We start from the raw sequence: 23,790 nt of genomic DNA on the forward strand, positions 1-23,790 counted from the left end.
CGATGCCCACGATAATTAAACGACTGACCCCGGATCATACCTCGTCGTATCGAGCTCTAATGCTTGAGGCTTATCGCCTTCATCCCGATGCTTTTACTTCCGATGTCGGCGAGCGCGAAGCCTTACCCATCGACTGGTGGGAGAAAAGGCTTAATAGTGGATCTGATGCTGCCGATGCGGTGTTCGCTGCGTTTGAGGGTGAGGATTTGCTTGGTGTCGCTGGACTTTCTGTTGAAAGAAGAAAGAAGGCCAGCCACAAATCCACGCTCTTCGGAATGTACGTTCCACTCGCTCATCGAGAGAAAGGCATCGGATATAATCTGCTGCACAGCATCCTGGCCTATGCGAAATCCCGGCCTCAGCTTTTGCTTGTTCAACTGACCGTCACCGAGGGCAATCGAGGTGCTCAAGGGCTCTATGAGCGAATGGGATTCAAGCCATTTGGAATAGAACCTTTGGCGGTAGCAGTAGGGGACCAATTCATTTCGAAAGTGCATATGTGGCACGATCTACGAAACGCCACCTGCGAAAATTAGAGTCCATTCGGGTCATTCTTGATTAGCTCGTATCTCTCCTGTCTGGCTTGCGGCAAAATATACCCGTCGGCCAGCGGGAGAATACGCAGCATGATGGGACAGTTATCGAGTGGGCAGGAGCGGCTGTTTTACTCGTTCAACCTTGAAGATCACATTCCAGCCAATCACCTTCTGCGCAGCATTGATCAATGTCTCGATCTGAGCGACCTGCGCCATTATCTCGCCGATTTCTACAGCCCGATTGGGCGTCCGTCGATTGATCCTGAACTGATGATCCGCATGCTGATCCTGGGTTATTGCTACGGCATTCGCTCTGAGCGACGGCTGTGCGAAGAGGCCCATCTGAACCTGGCGTATCGCTGGTTCTGCCGGTTGAGCCTTGAAGATGAAGTACCCAGTCACTAAACGTTTTCCAAAAATCGACATGGCCGTTTTCGGGATAGCGATCTGTTTCGCTGGTTGTTTAATGAAGTGCTGCGTCGCTGTATGGACGCCGGTCTGGTCAAGGGCGCAACGAAGCATCGAAAAGTCACTTAACAGTGGTGAATAGGTTCTTTGATGAGGCCGAGCTCAGCGTCACGCTTCTTGAAAAATCGACTTTTTCAACACAATCGGCCAATAGCGGTCATTCGTGTTTTCACGCATGGCCAGCGTGAGCTTTGTATTCAACGGCTCTTTTCCCATTGGTCATTACTCATCGCCAAGCGAAAGCCGAGATGCGACATGGAGTTCATAGGATCGGCGCCCTGCCTGGCACTGGTTCGAAAACTCGTGCAATAGCTGTCGCTACAAAGAAAAGATCCGCCTCGAATGACACGCTGCGGCGCATGGGCCGTCACCCCGAGTTCGGGGTCATAGCTGTCGGGAGGACCCGCCGGGTTTACCGCTGCTTCGCTCGCCGGTTGATGTTTGAGACCAACTCCAAACGCGTCGGCTCGATACCAATCGGCGACCCATTGCCAAACATTCCCGGACATATCGTAGAGCCCGTAGGCGTTAGGTCGGTAACTGCCCACCGGCTTGGTGCCAATTTTGAATTTGTTACTGGCCCCGGTCACTGGAAACGGCTGTATCTCATCCCAGGTATTCGCCATCTTTTCTCCTCCGGGCGAGAAGTCATTCCCCCACGCATAATTCGCTTGTTCCAGCCCGCCTCTCGCGGCGTATTCCCATTCAGCCTCGGTGAGTAGGCGCTTGTGCGCCCATGCTGCGTACGCCTGTACATCTTCACTTGATACCTGAACAACAGGATGGGTTTCCTTGCCCTCGATTGTACTGTCTGGTCCCAACGGGTGACGCCAGTCAGCCCCCGGTACGAATGCCCACCACTGGCTGAAATCATTGAGCGGGATGGGTCTGTCTGAGCCGACAAAAACCATTGCGCCAGGCACCAGGTCGCTGTCATCTGGCTCGGGAGTACCTGGCGGTAGTTGTACCTCCAAATCTTCCCATCTGGGTTTGCGTTCGGCGGTGGTGACGTAATGTGTTTCAGCAATGAAACGGGCGAAATCGGCATTGGTGACGTCATTGCGGTCAATCCAATACCCGTCCAGTCGCACCTTGTGCGCCGGGCGCTCGTTTGGACGTGCCTGCTTGTGATCGCTCCCCATCAAAAACTCGCCACCAGGAAGCCAGACCATATCCAGGGGGCCATTCTTTCCATCACCCAGCGCTAACGGCACGGGGCCACGAATGTGCTGATACGGCACAAACGCCACGCAAGCCAACACGATCCCGGCGCAGACGATGGCGATACCAACACGCCGTTTCCTGATAAGCATGTGCGCTCCTCCTCATACCAGTCTGCAGCCCCTACTGAACCTGCTGAGTATCAAGATCAGGTATAGACACCACACCTCCAAAGTCAACGGCCACCTTCGCTGCTGATGAGATGGACTGGCAAGCGACGAAAACGGTTCTACACTCGGAACTTGGGGTTTCGGGGGGTTACAGGAGCTGGCCATGGCCATTGCATACTGGACTCAATCAAATCGGCTGCATAACAGGCTTGGTGCTGGACTGGCCTTTGCCATGCTTACGCTCTCTTGTGCCTATGCAGCGCCACAGGAAGTCAACGGCACGCCCGGTTCACCCAGTGCGACCACGACCATCGACGGCAGATATCTACCCAACCCTCCTCCGGCGTTTGGTGGCGTCATCAACCTCGACGCTACGACCTCGACGCCCTACTGGTCCCCGACCATCGTACCTCCAAAAGACGCGCCGAATGTCTTGCTGATCATCACTGACGACGTCGGCTTCGGTGCGCCCAGTACGTTCGGCGGTCTCATCCCGACGCCGAGCATGGATCGCGTTGCGGCAGCCGGATTGCGCTTCACACAATTCAATTCGACGGCACTGTGCTCTCCCACACGTGCCGCCTTGATTACCGGGCGCAACCACCATTCCGTCGGTTTCGGCGTCATCACGGAAATTTCGACGGGGTATCCCGGTTACAACAGTGTCATCACCAAGGACAAGGTGACCATTGGCAAAATCCTCAAGGACAACGGCTATGCCACCTCGTGGTTCGGCAAAAACCACAACACCCCATCCTTCCAGATCAGCCAGGCCGGCCCGTTTGATCAATGGCCCATCGGTATGGGCTTTGATTATTTCTTCGGGTTCATGGGCGGCGAAACCAGCCAGTGGCAACCGGGTAATCTGATGCGCAATACCACGCCAATTCATCCCTACGTTGGCAAGCCGGGATGGAACCTGATCACCGCGATGGCGGATGACGCCGTTGGCTATGTCTCTGAATTGAATGCCCTCGATCCTAAGAAGCCGTTCTTTCTTTACTACGCGCCCGGCGGCACCCACGCGCCACATCACCCGACGCCCGAATGGGTCGACAAGTTCAAGGGCAAGTTCGACATGGGCTGGAACGCCGCGCGCGACCAGATCTTCGCCAATCAGAAGCGTCTCGGCGTCATCCCGCCGGAAGCCAAGCTCACACCTTGGCCGGATTCACTGAAAAAATGGGATGAACTTTCGGCGGACGAGAAAAAACTGTATGCCCACCAGATGGAAGTCTATGCGGCCTATCTGGCGTACACCGATCATGAAATCGGTCGTGTGATCCAAGCGATTGATGACATGGGCAAACTCGACAACACGCTGATTTTCTATATCAGCGGTGACAACGGCGGCAGCGCCGAAGGCACCCCGAACGGCACACCAAACGAGATGACCACGTTCAACGGAATCGATGTGCCGGTCGCCGAGCAAATGAAGTATCTGGATGCTTGGGGATCGGACCAAACCTATCCGCACATGGCCGTGGGCTGGACCTGGGCCATGGACACTCCCTTCAAGTGGACCAAGCAAATCGCATCGCATTTTGGTGGCACCCGCCAAGGCATGGCCATCTCCTGGCCGAACCGGATCAAGGATGCTGGCGGCATCCGTAACCAGTTCCACCATGTCATTGACATAGAGCCGACGATTCTTGAAGCCACCGGCATTGACGCACCGCTTCAGGTAGACGGCATTGCGCAAAAGCCCATCGAAGGTTCGAGCATGGCTTACCTCTTCGACAAGCAGAATGCCGAAAAGCCCTCTACACGCACCACGCAGTATTTCGAGATGTTTGGAATGCGCGCGCTTTATCATGAGGGCTGGATGGCATCGACGACGCCCTACCGCGCACCTTGGGACATTACTTCTCAGCCACCCAAGGACATCGTCAATGGCGTCAAATGGGAGCTCTATGACCTCACAAAGGACTGGACGCAGAATGACGATATCGCCGCCGCCAACCCTGCGAAACTCAAGGAACTACAGGATTTGTTCTGGGTGGAAGCGAACAAATATCAAGTGTTGCCGCTCGACGCTTCCGCATTTACGCGCGTCGTTGCACAGAGGCCGAGCATCGTGGCCGGACGCACCGAGTTCGAATATCTGTCTCCGATTACCGGCATACTTCCAGGCAACGAACCCAACGTGTTGAACAAGTCCTACGTCATTACGGCGGACATCACTGTTCCTGAAAACGGCGGCGACGGTGTATTGGTGACCGACGGCGGCCGCTTCGGGGGTTACGCGCTCTACCTCCTGAAGGGTAAGCCGGTTTTCAACTATAACCTTGAAGGCGTTGCGCGATTCCGCTGGGAAGGAACCGAGGCGCTCACTTCCGGAAAACACAGCATCAGCTTTGATTTCAAATATGCCGGGCCGGGATTTGGTAAGGGCGGCACCGGCGTGCTGTCGATGGATGGAAAGCAACTGGCTAGTCAAACAATCCCACACAGCGTTCCATTCGTCTTCGGCGTGGATGAAAGTTTCGATATCGGTTCCGACACCGGCACCCCCGTCGATGACAAGGATTACCAGGTACCGTTTGCATTCACCGGTTCACTGCACAAACTTTCCGTCAAGCTTGAACCAACGCAGTTGAATGTCGAGGGCAAGGAGGCAGTTCAGAACAAGGTTGGCAGCAAAGACTAGGCAAAAGCACGCGGGTCAACTCGCACGAGATGATCCGCGACTTACCTGCGGCAGCCTCCTTTGTAACCATCGGATCGAGTTCGCCTGTTGCAACTTTTCCTGAAGGTGCGCTTTGGGTCGTTTTCTGCCTCTCGTGACGGTTTGTCAGTATTACTGCCAATGCGATTTATCGCGGTTCAAGTAGCCAATTGCTGCATTGCGCATCGGCGGTCTAGGCAATTTGACGAGCTCGGTTCTCCCAGAACGGCTTGCGCAGTTCGGTCTTCAACACTTTCCCGACACTGGATAATGGCAACGAGTCCCGGAACTCGACACTACGCGGAACTTTGTAACCGGCAATGGATTCGCGGCAGTGGGCGATAACTTCTTGCTCGGAGATACGTGCGCCAGGGTTGCAAACGATCACTGCGTGAACCGTCTCGCCCCATCTATCGCTGGGAATGCCTATCACTGCAACTTGGGTAACGGCCGCAAGTCTGACGATGGCGTTTTCGACCTCGGCGGTATAGATGTTCTCCCCGCCGCTCACAATCATGTCCTTCAGCCGGTCACAGATATAGACGAAGCCATCTTCGTCCATGTAGCCACCATCGCCGGTGTGCATCCAGCCGTTACGCAGCGCTTCGGCAGTGGCTTGCACGTTGTTCCAGTAACCAAGCATGACATTCGGTCCGCGTGCGACGATCTCCCCCACGATGCCTCGCGGCACCTCCCTGTCTTCGTCATCCACGATACGGATTTCAACGCAGTTGACCGCAACCCCCGCCGAGTACATTTTGCCGCTGCGCTGATGCGCCTCGCAGTGATACTCGGCATCGAGGATGCACGCGAAGGGAGACAGTTCGGTCATGCCGTAGCCTTGAATGAAATCGGCTTGCGAAAAGGACTGGCGGGCTTGGTCGAGCAGTGCCGGGGAGATTGCCGAAGCGCCATAAGTGATTTTTCTCAGCGCGCTCAGATCAAGTTGGGCCGCTGCAGGATTGCCTTCGCGCCAATCGAGGAGCATCTGCAGCATGGTCGGCGCCAGCCTTGTATTGCTGATTCGTTCCAAGCCGATGCATTCGAGTACTTCCTGCGGTTTGAAGGTCGATAGCACCACATGCGTACCGCCGCTAATGAACAGTGAGATCATTGCCGACAGATCAGCTATATGGAACATCGGCATGGCATGCAGGAAGATAGTCTGAGGTCCGATCCCGGTCTGGTTGAAAGTAGCCAGGGCTGATAAAACGAGGTTGTTATGACTGAGCATTACCCCTTTGGGGAAGCCCGTGGTTCCACCGGTATAAAAGATGCCCAGCAGAGAATCGCCACCACGAAGGGCATCTTCGACTGGCTCATACTGGGTGATCAGCATTTCGTAGTTGAGCATGCCAGGTGGAGTTTCGCCCTCCCCGGCATAAATCATCAGGCGCAGGGTTTTCGCAGCAACGCTGATTTTTCCTGCCAGATCCAGGAAATTATCGTCGACGATCAGTACACAGGTTTCAGAATCGTCCAATGAATAGACAATCTCCGCAGCGCTCCAACGAATGTTGACCGGGTTGAGCACGGCATCGGCCCAAGGGACCGCCAGACAGTATTCGATGTACCGCTGCGAGTTTAGCGAAAGCATCGCCACCCGCTCGCCGCTGGTCACACCCAGGCCTTTTAAGGCGCCGGCCAGACGGGCGACTCGTTCGCCCAACTGGGCAAAGCTCAGACTACGACCTTGGTAACGAATGGCCGGCGTGTCGGGACGCTGTTGCATATGGCGATGCAACCCTTGGGTCAAGTACATCTAAATCTCCTGCCTTGTTTTTTAAAGAGTTACAGGTTTCTTAACTGAAGATTTGATCAGAACGTCTTGCTGGCACTGACCACTACAGTCGAGGTGCACACATCGGTGTAACCGTAGTAACTCGCGCACTCGCTCTTGGAAAGGTCCGTGTCGACGTAACTAAGGCCCCAGTTGATTCCAAGTGCGCTGCGGGTCAGCTTGGCTTCCCATTCGCGATAATCACCACGAGCCTTGCCACTGTTTGACAAAAACACATCATCCTTGAAGTCGAAACGACCATAGCGGACCTCCAACCCGACCTGATCCACAATTTCATGGCTGTACCCCAAGTAGGTGTAGAGCGTGTCTTGGTCTTTCCCGACGAAGTTCTTCAAGTCGTTGGAGTAATAACTACCGAACTTGAAGCCATAGGCTTTGAGAATGGCGTAGACCTCACTCATGTTGAATTGTGCTTCCTTGGCATAGGTGTACTTGAGATACCCCACATCAAGGCTGACATCGTCATTGAATGGAATGAAAAAGCCTGCGTAGAAATCTTGTTCCAGGCGCGTTTTCAGGTTCATCCCAAAGTCGACATTTGATGTCCAGACGCCCGCATAGGCACCGCTACTGTGTATCAATGTGGCCTCCAATTGCGCAGCGGGATCGCCGAGTGTCATGGACAATCCGCGACTGCGGTAATCGCTGACCACCTGTGGTTTGAGCTCCAGTTGCAGGTTGTCAGTAAGTGTCACGGCACCCGCGCCAAAGGGGAAAAGCGCGCAGCCGACAAGGGTCGTGATAGCAAGACGATGCATAGGTTGAATCCTGTTTATTATTATTGGCAGGCTAGGCTTCGCCCTCCCATGCCCCGAAGAGCAACGGTCAGGCTGACGTTGGAGGATTACGGGTGGCTGTAAACTTCGCGCCCGGAAAAATAGGTCTTGAGTACTTGGGTGTCGGCGAGTTGCTCTTCAGGCACGTTGAATACATCGCGATCAAGAACAATCAGGTCAGCCTGTTTACCCGCGGTGACAGAGCCAATCTCTTTATCTAAACCGATCGCGCGGGCGGCGTTGCGGGTATAGGCATAGAACATCGTTTCCCGATCGATATCCTCATCCTTGTTGAGCACGCCCTTGGGGCCTTTGCGACTGATGGCCTGCCCAATAGCTTTCCACGGGTTGGGCGTACTGACCGGCCAGTCGCTGGCACCTGCGATGGTCGCGCCATTTTTCAATAATGAACGCGCCGGGTACATGAATTGAAACTGCATTGCACTGATGTAAGGCTTCAGCAAATCAACGCTCAACTCATCCGCTGACGCCCAGTACAGCTGCATGGAAGCGATCACATTCAGGGGCTTGAAACGAGCGAATTCCTTGGGATTGACCATCTGCAAATGGGTGATCGAATGCGTCACGCCACTCTGTCTGTCATGCCTGGCCTGCTCGATCCCATTGAGCGCTTCGCGTACCGCCCGGTCGCCGATGGCATGCACATGCACCAGCCAGCCACGGGCGTCCGCGGCGCTGACCAGTTCACCGAAGTGAGCGGGATCGATCAACAACTCCCCGCCTTTCTTTGAATTCTTGTAGGGGGTGAGCAACGACGCGGTTTGTGCCGGAAATTCGGCGACGCCATCGGCAAAGATCTTGATGCCCGGCAGGCTGAGATTTTCGACGCCAAGGAACTGCTTCCTTACCTGATCCAGCACATCCAGATCCGCCGGCGCGCTTTTCGGATTGGCAACCATCAGCGCGGCTACCCGCAACTGAAGCTCACCTTTTTCCGATAGCGCTTTATAGACGGGCAACACCCCAAGCGTGTGCGCTGTGGGCTTGAAGTCGAACAGCCCATCGGCTGGCATGGCATTGGCCGCCGGGTCCATAAGGGCGGTGATGCCCAGGCTGTGGTTCAGGTCACGCGCCGCGCGGCCAGCGGCCATAAGTTGATCAAAGGTCGGCGCAGGCAATTGCGACATCACCGCAGACAGACCCGCGTCAGCCACGAAGCCATTGGGGGTACTGTCCTCATGATGGCCGATGGTCGCCACCGCTTCGCCTTTAAGCGACTTGACGCGCTCGGCATCGATGCCTGCTCGCTTGAGCATCGCCGCGTTGGCCCAGCCGGTGTGATAATCCCAGCCGATGAAAGCAATCGGTGTATCGGCCCATTCGCCATGATTGAAGCGCTTTTCAAATTCAGCCACTTCACTCCAGTAAGTGGAGGGGAAACCACCGACCGCCAGACTGTCTCCGTGCCGCGCCTTGCCGTCGTCTCGCCACGCGCGCAAACGCTGCTCCAGTTCGTCGAAGGCCAACATCTGGCCCTCGAGATCTGCCGCCTTTAGCTTCACGCCGCCAAAGATCGCGTGGCTGTGGCTGTCAATGAAGCCTGGCATGACGACCTTACCCTTCAAATCCACCACTTGGGTCATGGCATCTTTGAGCGAAAGAATCTCGACATCACTCCCGACCTTGAGGATACGGCCATCGGCTACCGCGACGGCTTGTTGCAGCGGCTGACCCGGCTCGGCCGTGAACACCTTTGCGTTGTACAAGAGCAAATCGACAGCCGCCATGCTTTCCATTGATGCAAAAGCGACAGCAATTGCCAACGTCGTCCCGAGAACCTTCTTCATCGCCTGAAAACCTTTTTTTATTAGAGTGTTCGGGAGACTATCCAAAGGAGGCGATGTTAAGAATACCTAAACCCCGAAAGACATACTTTCCAGAAAGGTAAAAGCGAATGGACCAGCTCGGCGCTATCACTATGTTCGTCGCCACGGCAGATCAAGGCAGTTTTACGCGCGCAGCTTCCCATCTGGGCAAAACCACGTCGGCTCTGACCCGGGCGGTAACCCACCTTGAGACGGAATTGGGCACACGTCTTTTTGAGCGTTCTACCCGCCGAATTGCCCTGACCGAGGCCGGGCAGATCTATTTGGCAAGCGCTCGACAGGTGCTGATTCAGCTGCAGCAAGCTCGGGAAGATCTTGACCAACTCCAGCAGGAGATGTGTGGCTCGTTGCGAGTAGCGGCGCCACCGTCCTACGGTCCAGCGTTTCTGAATGCGGTGTGCTGCCGCTTTCTCGATAGATACCCCCAGATGCGTCTTGAGGTAATTCTCACCGAAGAGTTCGTGGACCTGCTTGAGGGCAGCTACGATCTTGCTGTGCGTGACGGACCTGTGGGGCCGGATCTGATTGCCCGACCACTGACCGTCAACCGTATCCGACTTTGCGCTAGCCCACGCTATCTACAGCGCAATCCTCTAGAAGTCCTACCGCAAACGTTCGATCAACATGACTGGTTGATCTATCGACACCCTGCACTGAACCCGCATTACTGGTGGTTGACCCATGAAGGCGAGCGCCGGCGCATTTTGCAGCCTGTGCCTCGCCTGTCTAGCGATAACTATGATCTTCTGTTTAATGCGCTGCTGGATGGGCAGGGATTGCAATTTTGTCCACAGTGGAGTGCTGCTCCCTATTTGCGGCGTGGCGAACTTGTGCAGCTGCTCCCCGATACAGACCCTGACCCGGAGCAATTCGGTTCTACAGTCCATGTAATCTATCCGGCACACAGACGCCACACACGCAAACTCCTGGCTTTTATTGAATGTCTTGGTAACTACCTGGAAGAAGAGGCGCTGCATTAAAGGGGTAGCGAGGTACTGAACAACCGCGCTCTCTGAGAAGGATTTTATGCCGGCCATCAGTGGATAGTCCCCCTGCATGACCGGATGCTATGGGTCGGATAACGATTGAGGTAGGCGCGTCGCTGGTTCCCAGTCAAACGTCCTCCGGTTCGGCGAACGCCATCAGCAAATCTTCAACCAAAGCTTGCTGTGCCTCACTTGGTTGGCGGGCACTATGGTTGGCCAAATGGAATTGCACACTGAATTCAAAAGTCGCGGGGCCTAGTACCTGCAACAGGCCTCGGGCTTGCCAAGGCGCAGCGACGTGGCGGGGCAGGTAGCCGATGTGCGCGCCAGACAGGATAAAGGCCAGACTGCCTTCGACCTGCTCGGTGCTCACACTACTGTAGTTGGGCTTGAATGCTTCGACTGAGCTTGTGAAGCGGTAGGGGTGGAGCACTCCGTCACAGGCACTCAACTGCATCTGGCCGGGGTGTGGAACACCGAATAACGGGTGACCCTTACCGCAGTAGAGTCGTTGCTGTTCTTCGAACAGAGGATGGTAATTCAGAGCACTTTGCTGGCCGGAGAAGTAGCTGATGGCGAGGTGCAACTGGTTCTGCAACAGGCGCCGTTCCAACTCTGCCGGCATGGCACTGAGTAACTTGATCTGCACATCCTGGTTACGCTTGCGAAAACACCCGATGGCGTGCGAGATACGCTCGATCACCTGCGAGTCGAGGGCTTCGGACAGGCCGATAGACAGTTCGCCGAGCAGTTTGTCGGCCATGCCCTGGGCCTCGCTCTTGAATACTTCGATGGAAGAGAACAGGTTGCGCGTGGCTTGCAGGACCAGCTCGCCCTTTGGTGTCAGGCGAAAGCCCGCCTTGCCGCGTTCGCAGAGACGATAGCCGAGGCGGGTTTCGAGTTTGGCCATCTGCGTACTGATGGTCGACTGGCCGATCCTCAACTCACCCTGGGCGGCGCTGAAACCGCCGCATTCCACCACGCAGACGAACAAGCGCAGTAGTTGCAGATCAACATCGTGCACTTGATTGAACATGTCGCTCCAAACATTGATGGCGGTGAATGCCAAGGTAGCACACTTCATATTTATTCAAGATATGGCAGGGCATAGGATTCGCGCATCGATGCTAACCGAGGAGTTATGTCATGCGCGCCTTGATAGGTTTGTTCTGCTTGTGCTTATGTTTTGGGGCTCAGGCCACCGATACGCAGTTGAGTATTTATACCTGGACCGAGTACATCCCCGATGAGGTGCTTCAGCGCTTCAAAAATGAGACTGGAATCGAAGTCAAACTCGACGTGTTCTCCAGCGCCGAGGAGCAAGACAGCAAGTTGCTCACTGGACACAGTGGTTACGATGTGGTGTTCCCCTCCACTAACTCGTTGGCGGTGGCGATCAAAGCCGGGGCGGTGCAACCGATCGAGCACGCCCAGCTTACGCATTACGCCAACCTTGACCCGGATCTGCTACTCAAGCTGACTTCCAGCGACCCTGGCAATCAATATGGGGTGCCTTACGCTTGGGGTACGGTTGGCTTGGGCATCAACAAGCAGGCAGTGGCCAAGCGGATTCCAGATGCCCCCTTGAACAGCCTCGATCTATTGTTCAAGCCTGAATACGCAAGCAAGCTCAAGGACTGCGGTATCGCCGTGCTGGATTCACCACAGGAAGTGATCAGTATCGTCCTCAACTATCTCGGCCATCCCCCCTACAGCACGGATGCGAACGAGCTGAAGCAGGCACAGCAACTGCTGACCCAACTTCAGCCGAATCTGCGATATATCAACAGCAGTCGGCAGATTGACGACCTGGCCAAGGGGGACGTTTGTCTGACCCTGGTCTACAACGGCGACGCTGCGATAGCCGCTGCCCGAGCCAGTGAGTCCAAGCAGCCGTTCGAGGTGATCTATCGGATTCCGCGCGAAGGCACCCTGCTCTGGTTCGATTCCATGGCCATTCCTGTAGATGCGCCGCACCCACAAGCCGCTCGTGCCTTCATCGACTTCATGCTGCGCCCGGAGTCCATTGCCGCGCTGACCAATTCCTTGTTCTTTGCCAACGCCAACAAGGCGGCCACGCCGTTGATCGATAAGGCCGTAACGACTGACCCAGATATCTATCCGTCACAAGAAGTTCGCGACCGCCTGTTCAGCGAGCAGCTACTGCCGCTACGCGCCCAGCGCGATCGCACTCGTCTGTGGACCACGTTCCGCACCAAAATTTAAGGATTCCACCATGGAAGTATTTCAAGGTAACGACCTGGCCATCACCCGTGAAAGTCTGTACGGGACGCAATCTGAACCGACCTACGGCGGCATCACCAGTTTCATGCGCCGGCGCTATACGCGTGACTTGAACGGGGTCGATCTGGTCGTCAGTGGCATACCGTTCGACACCGCTACCAGCAATCGCCCGGGTACTCGCTTCGGACCAAGGGCAATCCGTGCTGCCTCAATCCAGTCGGCGTGGGAGCGCCCTTTCCCATGGGAGTTTGATCCATTCGATCATTTGGCTGTGATCGACTACGGCGATTGCAACTTCGACCATGGACAGCCGCAGAGGACGCCCGCCGCCATAGAAGCGCATGCCGATTACATTCTGGGTGCGGGCTGCGGGATGCTTACGCTGGGGGGTGATCACTTCATTAGCTACCCATTGCTCAAGGCCCATGCGAAGAGGCACGGCGCTTTGTCGCTCGTGCACTTTGACGCTCACAGTGATACCTGGCCGGATGCCGACGACAGCGAGCAAGGCATTCATCACGGCACTATGTTCTATCACGCCGCCCGACAAGGCCTGGTCGATCCGGGCCGTTCAGTGCAGATCGGTCTTCGCACTACCAATGACGACACGATGGGCTTCCAGGTACTCGATGCCCGCCAAGTTCTCAGCACCTCACCGAAGGCTATCGCCGAGCTGATTCTTGCGCGGGTCGGGGATAACCCTGTGTACCTGACCTTCGATATCGACTGTCTCGACCCGGCCTTCGCACCCGGTACGGGTACTCCGGTCTGCGGTGGATTGAGTACGCATCAGGCGCTGGAAATCCTGCGTGCGTTGCGCGGTATCAACCTGGTCGGAATGGATGTGGTGGAAGTCTCGCCGCCTTACGACCATGCGGAAGTGACGGCGCTGGCCGGGGCGACCATCGCTATGGAGATGGTTTGCCTATATGCCGCGCGGCACAAATTACCCGTCAGTTAAATCTGCACGATGAGCCAACCTCTGGAGCTCTAGGCATGAACAAGCAAGAAGAAATAGCGGCGTTGGCGATCCTTATTCACGACCTGCGCGAGCACAGGAAGTGCACGCTGATGGAACTGGCGGAGAAGGTTGGCTGTACGGTCGATTTTCTTTCCCTGATCGAAAGCGGCCTATCACGTCCAACTGTGGCGGATTTGACGGCGATCAGTGAAGCCCTCGGGGTGGCAACCACGTATTTCTACAGTTTGCCAAAACCCAAGAAATTGCCTTGGGTCACTCGACCGGATGAGCGACGGGCGCTGTATTTCGCCAATGGTATTACTGACATTTTAGTATCGCCGAAGCTGTCAGCGCCCTTCTCCATGCTTGAAAGCCAGCTGGTGCCTGGAGCCAACAGTGGTGAGCGTTATATGAATGACGGCTCCGAGCAAGGCGGTTACATCCTGGAGGGAGAGTTGAAGTTATGGCTCGGCGATGACGACGAGCCAATCACCTTGTTCCCTGGAGACAGCTTTCAGTTGGCTCGCCACACCCTTTGTCGCTACGGCAACCTCACTGAACAAACGACCCGGGTCCTTTGGGTTTACAACTGATGTCACCTATAAAAAACGAAGGAAAAACAACTATGAATGCTGACAGTGCAGACCTGCTGGTTGAAGTGCGTGCCTTCCGCCTGCGCTACCCGCAAGTCCGCTACGTCGACCTGATTGCCTTGGATATTCCGGGGCACTTTTACGGGAAACGTTACCCGGTAGACATGTTGGAAAAGGTTGCCGCCGGCAGCGCTCTGAAGCTGCCCCAAAACTGTGTGCTGCTAGGTGTACAGGGTGGTTTGTTCAAAATCGGCGACTACTGCTTCAATGACGGTGACCCGGATGCTATGCGCCGTCTGGTACCGGGTACGCTGAAGCTCGTAAGTTGGGAAGCGCAGCCGGTAGGTCAGATGCTGATTACGTCTGATGGCACGGCGACGCCTATCGAGTTCGAGCCGCGGGAAGTACTCGTTCAGGTGCTGCAACGCCTGCGCACCAAAGGCATTCATCCGGTGGTGGCGTTCGAACTGGAGTTCTATCTGTTCGATAAAAAATTGCGCGATGGGCTGCCTCAATTTCCCCGTGATGAATGCTCGGACGATGGCGACGATCAGCCCAACATGCACATCGAACGCCTATCGCGCTTTGCACCGGTACTCGATGACATGGTCGAAACCGCACGCGCACAAGGTATCGACACTACCGTGATTACCGCTGAGCTCGGCCCTGGACAGTTCGAAATCAATTTCGGTCATCTAGACGACGGTCTGCGCGCCGCGGACTGGGCTGCCTTGTTTTGCCGTAGCACCCGTGGAGTAGCGCTGAAACATGGTTACCGTGCCAGCTTTATGGCCAAGCCCTATCTGGAACATCCAGGCAGCGGCATGCACGTACACGTCAGCCTGTACGACGCTGATGGCAACAACTTGTTGGCGGCCACCGAGCAACAAGCATTGCGCCACTCGGTAGCTGGATGCCTGGAGCTGCTGCCGTTTTGCATGCCGATTTTTGCTCCTAATCAAAATGCCTACCGCCGCCTGGGTGGCTCAGTAAATTCCGCAGCGCGTGCCAGTTGGGGTTACGAGGATCGTGATGCCTGCGTGCGTATTCCCGAATCGGACGCGAAGAACTTGCGCATCGAACACCGAATCGCCGGTGCCGACGCCAATCCGTACCTTGTGCTGGCCGCGATTCTGGTCGGTATGGAGCAGGGATTGGAGAATCGTCTCGACCCTATAGCACCGCTAAATGAAGACCGAAGCAGTGGCATTGATTTTCCTCTTGACGTTCTCCATGGCGTTCGCGCCATGCAGCAACAACGTCAAGTTCGCGAAGGGTTAGGGGCCGAGTTTGTCGACGTGTATTGCGAAAACAAACGCCAGGATCATTTAGCGCTCCAGGAGGAAATCAACGCCCGTGAATACCGCTGGTTTCTCTGATTTCGAGTGGTTACTGCTTTGCTTCAGCAACCCGGACCAATAGAACACTTTCAAGGAGACAGCCATGAACAAAACCGTGCATAACCCCAAAACTCTGGAATGGCAGGTGCTAAGCGACAAGCATCACTTGGCACCGTTCAGCGACTATAAACAGTTGAAGCAAACCGGCCCGCGGATAATCACCAGGGCCGACGGCGTGTATCTATGGGACAGCGAGGGCAACAAGATCCTTGATGCCATGGCCGGGCTTTGGTGCGTAGCCATCGGTTATGGTCGAGATGAGCTTGCCAAAGCTGCCAGTCATCAGATGAACGTACTCCCTTACTACAACACCTTCTTCATGACGGCACACCCGCCGGTGCTGGAATTGGCCAAGGTCATCGCAGAGTTGGCTCCTGCGCATATGAACCATGTGTTCTTTACTGGCTCCGGCTCGGAAGCGAACGACACCATGGTGCGCATGGTTCGTCACTACTGGGCGGTCAAAGGCCAACCAGAGAAGAAGGTCATCATCGGTCGTTTGAATGGCTACCACGGCTCCACCGTGGCCGGCGCGAGCTTGGGTGGCATGAAAGCCATGCATGACCAAGGCGGGATGATTCCGGACATCGTGCACATCGCACAGCCGTACTGGTTCGGCGAAGGTGGCGATATGAGCCCCGACGAATTCGGCACTTGGGCCGCGGACCAGTTGGAAAAAAAAATACTCAAGATTGGTATTGATAACGTCGCGGCCTTTGTTGCCGAGCCTATCCAGGGGGCGGGTGGCGTGATCATTGCGCCTGACACTTACTGGCCAAGGATTCGCGAGATTCTCGCCAAATACGACATCCTGTTCACCGCCGATGAGGTGGTCTGTGGATTTGGTCGTACCGGCGAATGGTTCGGTAGCGACTATTACGGCATCAGCCCTGATTTTATGACAATTGCAAAGGGGCTGACCTCTGGTTACATCCCCATGGGCGGCTTGATCGTCAGCGACAAAGTGGCCGAGGTGCTTAACGAGGGAGGTGATTTCTATCATGGTTTCACCTACTCCGGGCACCCTGTATCGGCGGCAGTGGCACTGGAAAACATACGGATCATCCGCGAAGAAAAGATTCTTGAGCGCGTTCGGGAAGAAACGGCTCCCTATCTGCAAAAGCGTTTGCGCGAACTGGAGGACCATCCACTCGTGGGTGAAATACGAGGGTTGGGAATGCTCGGCGCGATCGAGTTGGTGAAGAACAAGCACACACGCGAACGCTTCGAGTCCAATGGGGTGGGCATGATTTGCCGCAACCATTGTTTCAACAATGGCCTGATCATGCGCGCAGTCGGGGAGACCATGGTCATCGCACCACCGCTCGTGATCAGCAAATCCGAAATCGACGAGCTGATAGCGAAGGCGCGTCTGTGCCTGGACCTCACATATGAAGAAGTTCTTGATAGAATCAAAATTAAAGATTAGTGCGAGCTGTACTTTATAGCGCGCTGAGATAACGCACCTTTTTCTCTGATACGCACAATCAACTTCAATAAACTTTTTTCACCTTCAAGAAAATGAGAATTCCCATGAAATATAAAAAACTGTTCAGCCCGTTACAAAGTGGTGATCTTACCCTTAAAAATCGCATTATTATGGCGCCGCTAACTCGAATGCGGGCAGGAGAAGATTTTTCTCCGACTGAGCTAAATGCTGAATATTACGCACAACGTGCTACGGCGGGCCTTATTATTACCGAGGCAACGCAAATCTCACAGCAAGGGCAAGGCTATTTGAATACGCCTGGCATTTATACCGATCAACATGAAGCCGCCTGGAAACGAGTAGTTGATGGCGTACATGCCAACGACGGTAAGATTGCGCTGCAACTCTGGCATGTCGGTCGCATTTCTCACAGCAAGCTGCAGCCGGGAGAAACACTACCCGTTGCGCCCTCCGCCATTCCAGTCACAGAGTCAACTTCGAGAATACCGAAAGATGGAGGATTTGAACGGGTATTGTGCGATGGCCCAAGAGCTTTAACGCTCGACGAAATTCCGGGCATTGTGAATGATTACACCAATGCTGCAATTCGAGCCAAGCGCGCGGGGTTTGATGCTATTGAAATTCACTCGGGCAACGGCTATTTACTAAACCAATTTTTATCAACCAATACTAACCATCGTGATGACATCTACGGAGGCAGTCTGGAGAATAGGGCGCGAATCTTGCTCGACGTCATTGATGCAGCGACTTCCATATATGGTGCTGGACGTATAGGCGTGCGCTTAACCCCTAACGGCATCTTCAATGAAATTCAAGATACTGATGCTGAAGAAATGACTGAATATTTGGCCCGTGCGTTTAGCCAGCGCGGGTTGGCCTATCTGCATATTGCTGAACCAGATTGGGCAGGAGGAGAACCGCTGACTGATACATTCCGACAGGACATCAGGAAAAACTTCACAGGAAGCCTGTTTTTTTGCAGCCACTACACTGCCGAAAGGGCAGATAAACTGTTGTGTGAAGATATTGCAGACGCTGTTGCTTTTGGAAGGCTTTTCCTCGCGAATCCAGATCTCCCCGAGCGCTTTCGACTGAATGCTCCATTGAATGAACCAGACAGTTCTACATTTTATTGTGGTGGGGCCGAAGGATATACGGATTACCCAGCGTTATAAGTTAACAACCAGCGAAGCTACTACCACAAGCTTGAAATAATAATTTGCTATATTGGCGTAGCCTGAGAGATATCTGAGACTTTTTGGAGGAACATATATTTATGAACCATCTCCTTGGGAGCTTCCGTATACGAGCTCTGCACACCGATTATCACAAAGACTTCGGACAAAATTTCGCGTTCAGCATCCTCGGAATCGCGGACAAAGACACAGGGAAGGACGAAATGATGCAGAAGGTAATCCATTGGAAACGCCCCCTTCTAACCCGCGACAGCGGCTTAAACGGAAACTGAATGAGCTCGGATTCCTCCGTCGATAGCTGACGATTCTGGAGAGTTCCTATTGACCAGAAGCCATCCTTCACGAAGGGCAGCTTTGGGTCGATTTCTGCCCTTCACGATAAGCAGTGCTGGCGTAATTCCGCGCAGAATTACACCGCGATTCGTAAGGGGTAAGGCAAAGTACTAATAGCCAATGAATCCGGGCACTTACCAACTCAGAAGTACCCGGTGTTTTCCTTCTTTACATGGTCATTGGTACAAAAATGGGTACATGCCCCCCTTTCTCTGGCGCCCTGTCAATCGCTAACATCTCTTTCATATTGCCCCCCCTAAAGCGACTCGAACGTCCTCATGCCCCAAATGACTGCTACCGGCCCAGGCTGTGTAAACACGTAGGCACCGTTTTAAAGTCTGCGTTGCTACGTAAAATCGGCCAGTCTTTGGTTAATCAGCAGACCTGAAATTTGTGTAGGCACGCGATTTTTGTTCTGGTTCTGTACCTCAACCCCTGCGCTAAAACGTTTTTACACAGCCTCGGCCATTCCGGTCAGTCGTAACAGGTAAAAAATCGCCCGAGCGCCTCGCTGTGGCTCCAGATCTTTGCCCTTAGTGGGGGGCCGAGCGCAACGAATTAACATCCCTCTTCTCAATGCCGCATCTTTCGCATTTCATGTTGCATGATCATTGCGCACCTGCGACAGGCTCACGCGACACCGCAATGCCCTTACCGCCAAGCCTGAGTGAGTCGTCGCATAACTTAGGAGTAAAGCGACGGCTGTGGCTTGGGCTGAGTAGCCATGGTCGTAGTTCCGATGACAGCACCATAGTTGTAAATTGCCACCCATCCTGGCAATGGAGTGCTGATAGCCCAAGGAGTGAGCTGTGAGGCGTGATTTGATGGCGGCCTGCTTGGTATGCCCTAGCTATGGTAAGTTGCGCATCTGAAAATTAAAGACTGCCCATGACCCGCCCGAATCGCAAAACCCTTATAGCAAGCCTGCTGATTATGCTCTGGGGCCTCTCCATGCTAGTCGCCTACTGGTGGTACGAAGCGCGCTACCTGCGCAGCTTCGGTGAGCAGACCGCGTTATTCTACGGTAAACAGCTGCGCCTGCCTGATGAGCTTGCTGGTCCAGGCCCGATCCGCCTGATACATTTCTGGGATCCGTCCTGCCCGTGCAATATCGGCAACCAGCAACACCTGACCGAGCTGATCAAGCGCTTCGGCCCACAAGGTGTAAGTTTCTACGCAGTACAAACACCAGGTAGCCACGGCCAATTACCTGATGTCCTGAACGCCCTGAAAACCTTACCGGCCTTGAGCGGCAGCTACAAAATTCCCGCCAGCCCGGCTGTGGCAATCTGGGACCGGACAGGCCAACTGGCATACTTCGGCCCCTACAGCGAAGGCGCAACCTGCACCTCTTCTAGTAACAGCATTATCGAGCCCATTTTAGACGCCCTGATTGCTGGCAGACCCGTAAACGTAAACAACACAATGGCCGTAGGCTGCTTCTGCGACTGGCCGAGCAATTGACGATCACAAACCGGCAGCGCGCTACGGCATTATGCGCAAACTCACGCTCATCCCTAGACTCAACTTGCCGATACAGCAATTGTGAGCAGTTGCCGCTCGCCTAAATCAAGCTAACGCTATTTAGAAGTATATTGATTGCCGCACTCACCACGACTGCAGCACAACCTCTCGAGCCTCTCACCATGTCAGCCAACCTCTCCCCCACCCTTCAACAGCACTACCAAAAAGCAGACCGAATCATGCTGGGGGTGCTGTGGCTGATGTTTGTGTACTCGCTCGGCCTCGCATTCTGGAATGGCACTTGGGGTCAAGCGCTCCTGGTCGGTGGTGGTACGGCTGTAGTAATGAGCGTACTTAACCAGCTCATCAGCAGCCAACGCCTGTTGCGTTGCGTGATGGGCGCGGCGTATATGGTGATGGCGGCCCTGCACATCAACCAGGCCGGCGGCATGATGGAAATGCACTTCAGCATCTTTGTGTTACTGGCCTTCTTAGTATATTACCGCGACTGGCTGCCGATCGCGGTCGCAGCATTGGTGATTGCGGTGCACCACCTGAGTTTCTTTGCATTGCAAGGACAAGGTGTTGACGTGGTTGTACTGCCGAGCGGCAGTTGGCCGATAATTTTCCTGCATGCAATGTACGTCGTAGCAGAAAGCGCAATCCTGATTTACTTGGCGATACAGACCCACGCGGAAGCCGTTGAAAGCGCGGCGCTGATGCAAGCGGCCGAAAAGATCACTGAGAAAGATGACGAAATAAACCTCGTTTACCGCAGCAGTGCCCAGGGCAAAGTTAGCCTAGGCTTTAATCACTTTCTCGGCACCTTAGATGAGTTGGTCGGTGAAGTGATTAAAGACACCCAAAGCCTGAAAAAAATGGGTGACGGTCTGCTGCAAACCACCGGCCACGTAAGCTCCGGCGCGGAGCAGCAGCAAGGCGAAATCATCTACATGAGCTCAGCCATGCTGCAGATGAGCACCGCTATTGACGAAGTAGCTGGACATGCAGATGGCGCCGCAACGGCAGCTCAAACCGCCAATCAACAGGCTGCCGAGGGTAGCCGCTCGGTCAACCATGTGCGTAGCGAGATTGGCAAACTAGCCACGCAAATCGATGTTACTGAAACCGAGGTTCAGGCGCTGGCAGAACAGTCCGAGAAAATCGGCAAGGTTCTGGAAGTGATCCGTTCGATTGCGGATCAAACCAACCTGCTGGCCCTAAACGCTGCGATTGAAGCCGCACGTGCTGGCGAGCATGGTCGTGGTTTTGCCGTCGTGGCTGACGAGGTGCGTAATCTTGCGCAGAAAACAGCGTTGTCCACCGCTGAGATCCAAGAAATCATCAGCGGCCTGCAACAAGGCAGCCGTCAAGCAGCGACTGCCATGCAGGAAAGCCGAGACAGTGCGCGCAGCTGCCTACGAGACAGTCAGGCAACTGCCGAACTGCTCGGCGCCGTAGCGCAAGACATCAGCGCCATTACTCAAATGAACGAGCTGATTGCCGCTGCCACCCACGAGCAAGCTGCCACCAGTGCAGAAGTCAGTCAGCATCTGCACATTGTGCAAAAAGTGGCTGAGCAAACGTTCGGCGATGCGAACAAGCTTAATAACGATGGCCAGCAACTCAGCCAGTTAGCCGATCGTTTGAGCCGTTTGAGTGGTCGCTTCCGCGTTAGCGCTCTAAGCGCTGAATAGCCCCGACTTGGTAGGCAAATCTTACGGACTACTTTGGCTGATGTTTGTGTGTCTAGTCCGACATTAACGGCCGGACGCGTGCCAGCGCGAGCCCCGCACTGGCGCGCGGTATGATCTTGACCCGTACCATAAGCGCCGTTATACGCAGTCCCTTGCTCGCTTACCTTGGCTCGGCTTACCGACCGCTTAGGATCGATTTGTGCCTCTAGCAACAGGCCTAAATCGGCCAAAAGCGGTCACTCGCTACCGACGCTTTGCACATCCTCCTATCGAAGTAGGACGATGCACCGATGATTATCATCGGAATATCTGGCGAAATGCGCAGCGCAATCATTGTCTTTATCGACGTACTCACGAAGGCGGACGCGGGCATCAATGCGTTCGGCAACGATGTCCGTCAACCCATAGTCCAAAGTGATATCGGCCTGGGAGGCGGGGTAAGTGATCATCAACTCCCGCAGCACCGGCCACAGGATGGTTTTGGCTGCGTGTTCCACTGAGGTTATTCGTATTGTTCCAGCGGGCTTACCGCCCAGCTCACTCAGGGCGGCTGCTTGCATCCTGTTCGTCGAGCGCAAGTGCGAGGGTCTACAAGAGCAGTTGCCCTGCTTCGGTGGGCGCGACGCCGCGAGTGGTGCGAGTGGTGCGAGTGGTGCGAGTGGTGCGAGTGGTGCGATTCAGCAAGCGCATATGCTGCGCCCTTAGAGAAGCGGAATGCTGTAGCTTACAAAAACCCGATTCTGATCTTGATCACGGGCGGCTTCACTATTGGATTTACCGTTACGCCAACCGAATCCAACACCTTTGAGCGCCCCTGACTGAAGGACGTAGTCGAGAAAAATATCCCTTTCCCATTCTTTCTGATTGTCACCGGATCTCGTCTTGATATTGTCCCCGGAGAGGTATATGACCGAGGCTTTCAGTCCAGGGACACCCAGGGCAGCAAAGTCATAGGCGTACTGACCGAATGACGTACGCTCCCCTGCGCGGGTGAAACTCTGGATCAGACGGTCTGTATACAGGTACACGCTGCTGCCTCCGGCGCCTTTATCTACCAAACCACCCTGGTTGAGCTGGGTGAAGCTGCTACCGTCCGAAACGCTTTGGTAGCCCGCAGTTATCGCATGGCCGCCAAGGCTGTAAATCAATGCAGCACTCCAGGTACGGTTGTCGATCACGCCATCACCGTTTTTGGTGTAGCCACTGATTCTGTAACCTGATGTACCGGAGTTGTTTTCACCTGACGAGTCAGTGTTGAAATAGCGCAGGTCGGTTTTCAGGGATTGGTTGTCCGAGAACGCAAGCGTGTGAATCAGCCCGAAAAACTGCTGAGTGTAGTAGTTTTCGAGATGGGCATAGTAGTACTGAGCCGTTAGATCCTTGGTGACTTTCCAGTCGCCCCCGGCGAAGTCGAACTGGTTGCTTTCACGCGTACCTCCCAGAGCGGCCAGCCCCGTCTGATCAGTTGAACCGCGACCTGTTGCATGTTCAATTCGCCCACCGGTCAGAGTCAGATCCTTGAACTCGCTCGAGGTGATTTGGCTGCCGTCGAAGGTTTGTGGAAGCACCCGTCCATCGTTGGCGACCAGAATCGGAAGTTTCGGAATCAAGGTGCCGTAGCGCAGGTCGGTCTTCGATATTTTGACTTTTCCGGTCAACCCCAACCGACTCCACTCATCGACGGCGCGGTTATCACTGTCAGAGGGAATCATAGAGCTGCCGACGTGGCGTCCCTTGCCTGTGTCCAGGGTAACACCCAGCAACCCCAAGGCATCGACACCAAAACCAACGGTACCATCGGTATATCCCGACTTAACGTCCAGCATGAAACCCTGCGCCCACTCTTCGGTTTTCGAAGGGACAGCGGTGCCATCACGGTTGTCGTTATTGAAGTAGAAGTTCCTCATTCCTAACGTAGCTTTGCTATCACTTAGGAAGTCAGCAAACACCTGGCTACTCATGGCAATGCTGCCAAACATCAAAGTTGCAGATATTTTATTTACGCTCACTTATAATGCTCCGAATTTTTATAATTGTTA

The 23,790-nt window shown here is 54.7% G+C and carries 18 protein-coding genes and 1 pseudogene; 13 read left to right on the plus strand and 6 right to left on the minus strand.

Going from position 1 to position 23,790, the window contains the following annotated elements; all coding sequences use genetic code 11:
• Window positions 1-2: 2 nt before the first annotated feature.
• Window positions 3-536, plus strand: coding sequence for a GNAT family N-acetyltransferase (locus tag UB23_RS11525; protein ID WP_045059441.1), 534 nt, complete (start codon window positions 3-5; stop codon window positions 534-536).
• A 90-nt stretch (window positions 537-626) separates the two neighbouring features.
• A pseudogene (locus tag UB23_RS11530) lies at window positions 627-1,046 on the plus strand (transposase); the annotation flags it as partial.
• A gap of 155 nt (window positions 1,047-1,201) precedes the next feature.
• On the opposite strand, the gene UB23_RS11535 reads toward UB23_RS11530, so the two are convergent.
• Complete coding sequence (locus UB23_RS11535; RefSeq protein ID WP_045059443.1) at window positions 1,202-2,317, minus strand: formylglycine-generating enzyme family protein; 1,116 nt, start codon at window positions 2,315-2,317, stop codon at window positions 1,202-1,204.
• A gap of 181 nt (window positions 2,318-2,498) precedes the next feature.
• On the opposite strand from UB23_RS11535, the gene UB23_RS11540 reads away from it, so the two are divergent.
• Entirely contained in the window at window positions 2,499-4,985 is a 2,487-nt protein-coding gene (locus UB23_RS11540) for an arylsulfatase (RefSeq protein ID WP_082069166.1), read from the plus strand.
• 211 nt (window positions 4,986-5,196) lie between these two features.
• Here UB23_RS11540 and UB23_RS11545 read toward each other — a convergent pair whose 3' ends face one another.
• From UB23_RS11545 to UB23_RS11555, 3 genes are all read right to left on the minus strand, one after another.
• Window positions 5,197-6,765, minus strand: coding sequence for a long-chain-fatty-acid--CoA ligase (locus UB23_RS11545; RefSeq protein ID WP_045059444.1), 1,569 nt, complete (start codon window positions 6,763-6,765; stop codon window positions 5,197-5,199).
• Between the two features lie 56 nt (window positions 6,766-6,821).
• Window positions 6,822-7,562 carry a TorF family putative porin gene (locus UB23_RS11550; protein ID WP_045059445.1) on the minus strand — a complete coding sequence of 247 codons (741 nt, stop codon included), beginning with the start codon at window positions 7,560-7,562 and terminating at the stop codon, window positions 6,822-6,824.
• Between the two features lie 86 nt (window positions 7,563-7,648).
• Window positions 7,649-9,388 (minus strand): amidohydrolase, encoded by a 1,740-nt coding sequence (locus UB23_RS11555; RefSeq protein WP_045059446.1) that lies wholly within the window; start codon window positions 9,386-9,388, stop codon window positions 7,649-7,651.
• Window positions 9,389-9,495: 107 nt separating this feature from the next.
• Between UB23_RS11555 and UB23_RS11560 the strand changes: the two genes are divergently transcribed.
• Window positions 9,496-10,407, plus strand: coding sequence for a LysR family transcriptional regulator (locus UB23_RS11560; RefSeq protein ID WP_045059447.1), 912 nt, complete (start codon window positions 9,496-9,498; stop codon window positions 10,405-10,407).
• Window positions 10,408-10,540: 133 nt separating this feature from the next.
• Here UB23_RS11560 and UB23_RS11565 read toward each other — a convergent pair whose 3' ends face one another.
• Window positions 10,541-11,449, minus strand: a complete 909-nt coding sequence (locus tag UB23_RS11565; RefSeq protein WP_045059460.1) for a LysR family transcriptional regulator — start codon at window positions 11,447-11,449, stop codon at window positions 10,541-10,543.
• Window positions 11,450-11,559: 110 nt separating this feature from the next.
• Here UB23_RS11565 and UB23_RS11570 point away from each other — a divergent pair, with 110 nt between their 5' ends.
• From UB23_RS11570 to UB23_RS11615, 9 genes are all read left to right on the plus strand, one after another.
• A complete protein-coding gene (locus UB23_RS11570) occupies window positions 11,560-12,639 on the plus strand; it encodes an extracellular solute-binding protein (RefSeq protein ID WP_045059448.1) in 1,080 nt (359 codons plus the stop codon).
• A gap of 10 nt (window positions 12,640-12,649) precedes the next feature.
• Window positions 12,650-13,618: an agmatinase gene (gene speB, locus UB23_RS11575; protein WP_045059449.1), complete on the plus strand. Its 969-nt coding sequence runs from the start codon at window positions 12,650-12,652 to the stop codon at window positions 13,616-13,618.
• Window positions 13,619-13,653: 35 nt separating this feature from the next.
• Window positions 13,654-14,211 (plus strand): helix-turn-helix domain-containing protein, encoded by a 558-nt coding sequence (locus UB23_RS11580; protein ID WP_045059450.1) that lies wholly within the window; start codon window positions 13,654-13,656, stop codon window positions 14,209-14,211.
• A gap of 32 nt (window positions 14,212-14,243) precedes the next feature.
• Entirely contained in the window at window positions 14,244-15,590 is a 1,347-nt protein-coding gene (locus tag UB23_RS11585) for a glutamine synthetase family protein (RefSeq protein WP_045059451.1), read from the plus strand.
• A 64-nt stretch (window positions 15,591-15,654) separates the two neighbouring features.
• Window positions 15,655-17,040 carry an aspartate aminotransferase family protein gene (locus UB23_RS11590; RefSeq protein WP_045059452.1) on the plus strand — a complete coding sequence of 462 codons (1,386 nt, stop codon included), beginning with the start codon at window positions 15,655-15,657 and terminating at the stop codon, window positions 17,038-17,040.
• Between the two features lie 104 nt (window positions 17,041-17,144).
• Window positions 17,145-18,236, plus strand: a complete 1,092-nt coding sequence (locus tag UB23_RS11595) for an alkene reductase (RefSeq protein ID WP_045059453.1) — start codon at window positions 17,145-17,147, stop codon at window positions 18,234-18,236.
• A 1,242-nt stretch (window positions 18,237-19,478) separates the two neighbouring features.
• Window positions 19,479-20,054, plus strand: coding sequence for a DUF6436 domain-containing protein (locus tag UB23_RS11605; protein ID WP_045059455.1), 576 nt, complete (start codon window positions 19,479-19,481; stop codon window positions 20,052-20,054).
• A gap of 182 nt (window positions 20,055-20,236) precedes the next feature.
• Window positions 20,237-21,751 (plus strand): methyl-accepting chemotaxis protein, encoded by a 1,515-nt coding sequence (locus tag UB23_RS11610; protein WP_045059456.1) that lies wholly within the window; start codon window positions 20,237-20,239, stop codon window positions 21,749-21,751.
• A 290-nt stretch (window positions 21,752-22,041) separates the two neighbouring features.
• The gene (locus tag UB23_RS11615) at window positions 22,042-22,251 is read left to right on the plus strand and encodes a hypothetical protein (RefSeq protein ID WP_045059457.1); all 210 of its coding nucleotides are present in this window, start codon (window positions 22,042-22,044) and stop codon (window positions 22,249-22,251) included.
• Between the two features lie 201 nt (window positions 22,252-22,452).
• Here the strand turns inward: UB23_RS11615 and UB23_RS11620 are convergent, their stop codons facing one another.
• Complete coding sequence (locus UB23_RS11620; protein WP_442963624.1) at window positions 22,453-23,730, minus strand: OprD family porin; 1,278 nt, start codon at window positions 23,728-23,730, stop codon at window positions 22,453-22,455.
• Between the last annotated feature and the right edge of the window lie 60 nt (window positions 23,731-23,790).

Origin of the sequence: Pseudomonas sp. ES3-33 (assembly GCF_000952175.1) — a bacterium.
GTDB classification, from domain to species: Bacteria; Pseudomonadota; Gammaproteobacteria; order Pseudomonadales; family Pseudomonadaceae; genus Aquipseudomonas; species Aquipseudomonas gregormendelii.

What these genes read in the sequence shown, in the direction of transcription:
- UB23_RS11525 (WP_045059441.1), top strand. Translation starts at nt 3, where the DNA reads ATGCCCACGATAATTAAACGACTGACCCCGGATCATACCTCGTCGTAT.
- UB23_RS11535 (WP_045059443.1), bottom strand. Translation starts at nt 2,317, where the DNA reads ATGCTTATCAGGAAACGGCGTGTTGGTATCGCCATCGTCTGCGCCGGG.
- UB23_RS11540 (WP_082069166.1), top strand. Translation starts at nt 2,499, where the DNA reads ATGGCCATTGCATACTGGACTCAATCAAATCGGCTGCATAACAGGCTT.
- UB23_RS11545 (WP_045059444.1), bottom strand. Translation starts at nt 6,765, where the DNA reads ATGTACTTGACCCAAGGGTTGCATCGCCATATGCAACAGCGTCCCGAC.
- UB23_RS11550 (WP_045059445.1), bottom strand. Translation starts at nt 7,562, where the DNA reads ATGCATCGTCTTGCTATCACGACCCTTGTCGGCTGCGCGCTTTTCCCC.
- UB23_RS11555 (WP_045059446.1), bottom strand. Translation starts at nt 9,388, where the DNA reads ATGAAGAAGGTTCTCGGGACGACGTTGGCAATTGCTGTCGCTTTTGCA.
- UB23_RS11560 (WP_045059447.1), top strand. Translation starts at nt 9,496, where the DNA reads ATGGACCAGCTCGGCGCTATCACTATGTTCGTCGCCACGGCAGATCAA.
- UB23_RS11565 (WP_045059460.1), bottom strand. Translation starts at nt 11,449, where the DNA reads ATGTTCAATCAAGTGCACGATGTTGATCTGCAACTACTGCGCTTGTTC.
- UB23_RS11570 (WP_045059448.1), top strand. Translation starts at nt 11,560, where the DNA reads ATGCGCGCCTTGATAGGTTTGTTCTGCTTGTGCTTATGTTTTGGGGCT.
- speB (WP_045059449.1), top strand. Translation starts at nt 12,650, where the DNA reads ATGGAAGTATTTCAAGGTAACGACCTGGCCATCACCCGTGAAAGTCTG.
- UB23_RS11580 (WP_045059450.1), top strand. Translation starts at nt 13,654, where the DNA reads ATGAACAAGCAAGAAGAAATAGCGGCGTTGGCGATCCTTATTCACGAC.
- UB23_RS11585 (WP_045059451.1), top strand. Translation starts at nt 14,244, where the DNA reads ATGAATGCTGACAGTGCAGACCTGCTGGTTGAAGTGCGTGCCTTCCGC.
- UB23_RS11590 (WP_045059452.1), top strand. Translation starts at nt 15,655, where the DNA reads ATGAACAAAACCGTGCATAACCCCAAAACTCTGGAATGGCAGGTGCTA.
- UB23_RS11595 (WP_045059453.1), top strand. Translation starts at nt 17,145, where the DNA reads ATGAAATATAAAAAACTGTTCAGCCCGTTACAAAGTGGTGATCTTACC.
- UB23_RS11605 (WP_045059455.1), top strand. Translation starts at nt 19,479, where the DNA reads ATGACCCGCCCGAATCGCAAAACCCTTATAGCAAGCCTGCTGATTATG.
- UB23_RS11610 (WP_045059456.1), top strand. Translation starts at nt 20,237, where the DNA reads ATGTCAGCCAACCTCTCCCCCACCCTTCAACAGCACTACCAAAAAGCA.
- UB23_RS11615 (WP_045059457.1), top strand. Translation starts at nt 22,042, where the DNA reads ATGATTATCATCGGAATATCTGGCGAAATGCGCAGCGCAATCATTGTC.
- UB23_RS11620 (WP_442963624.1), bottom strand. Translation starts at nt 23,730, where the DNA reads ATGTTTGGCAGCATTGCCATGAGTAGCCAGGTGTTTGCTGACTTCCTA.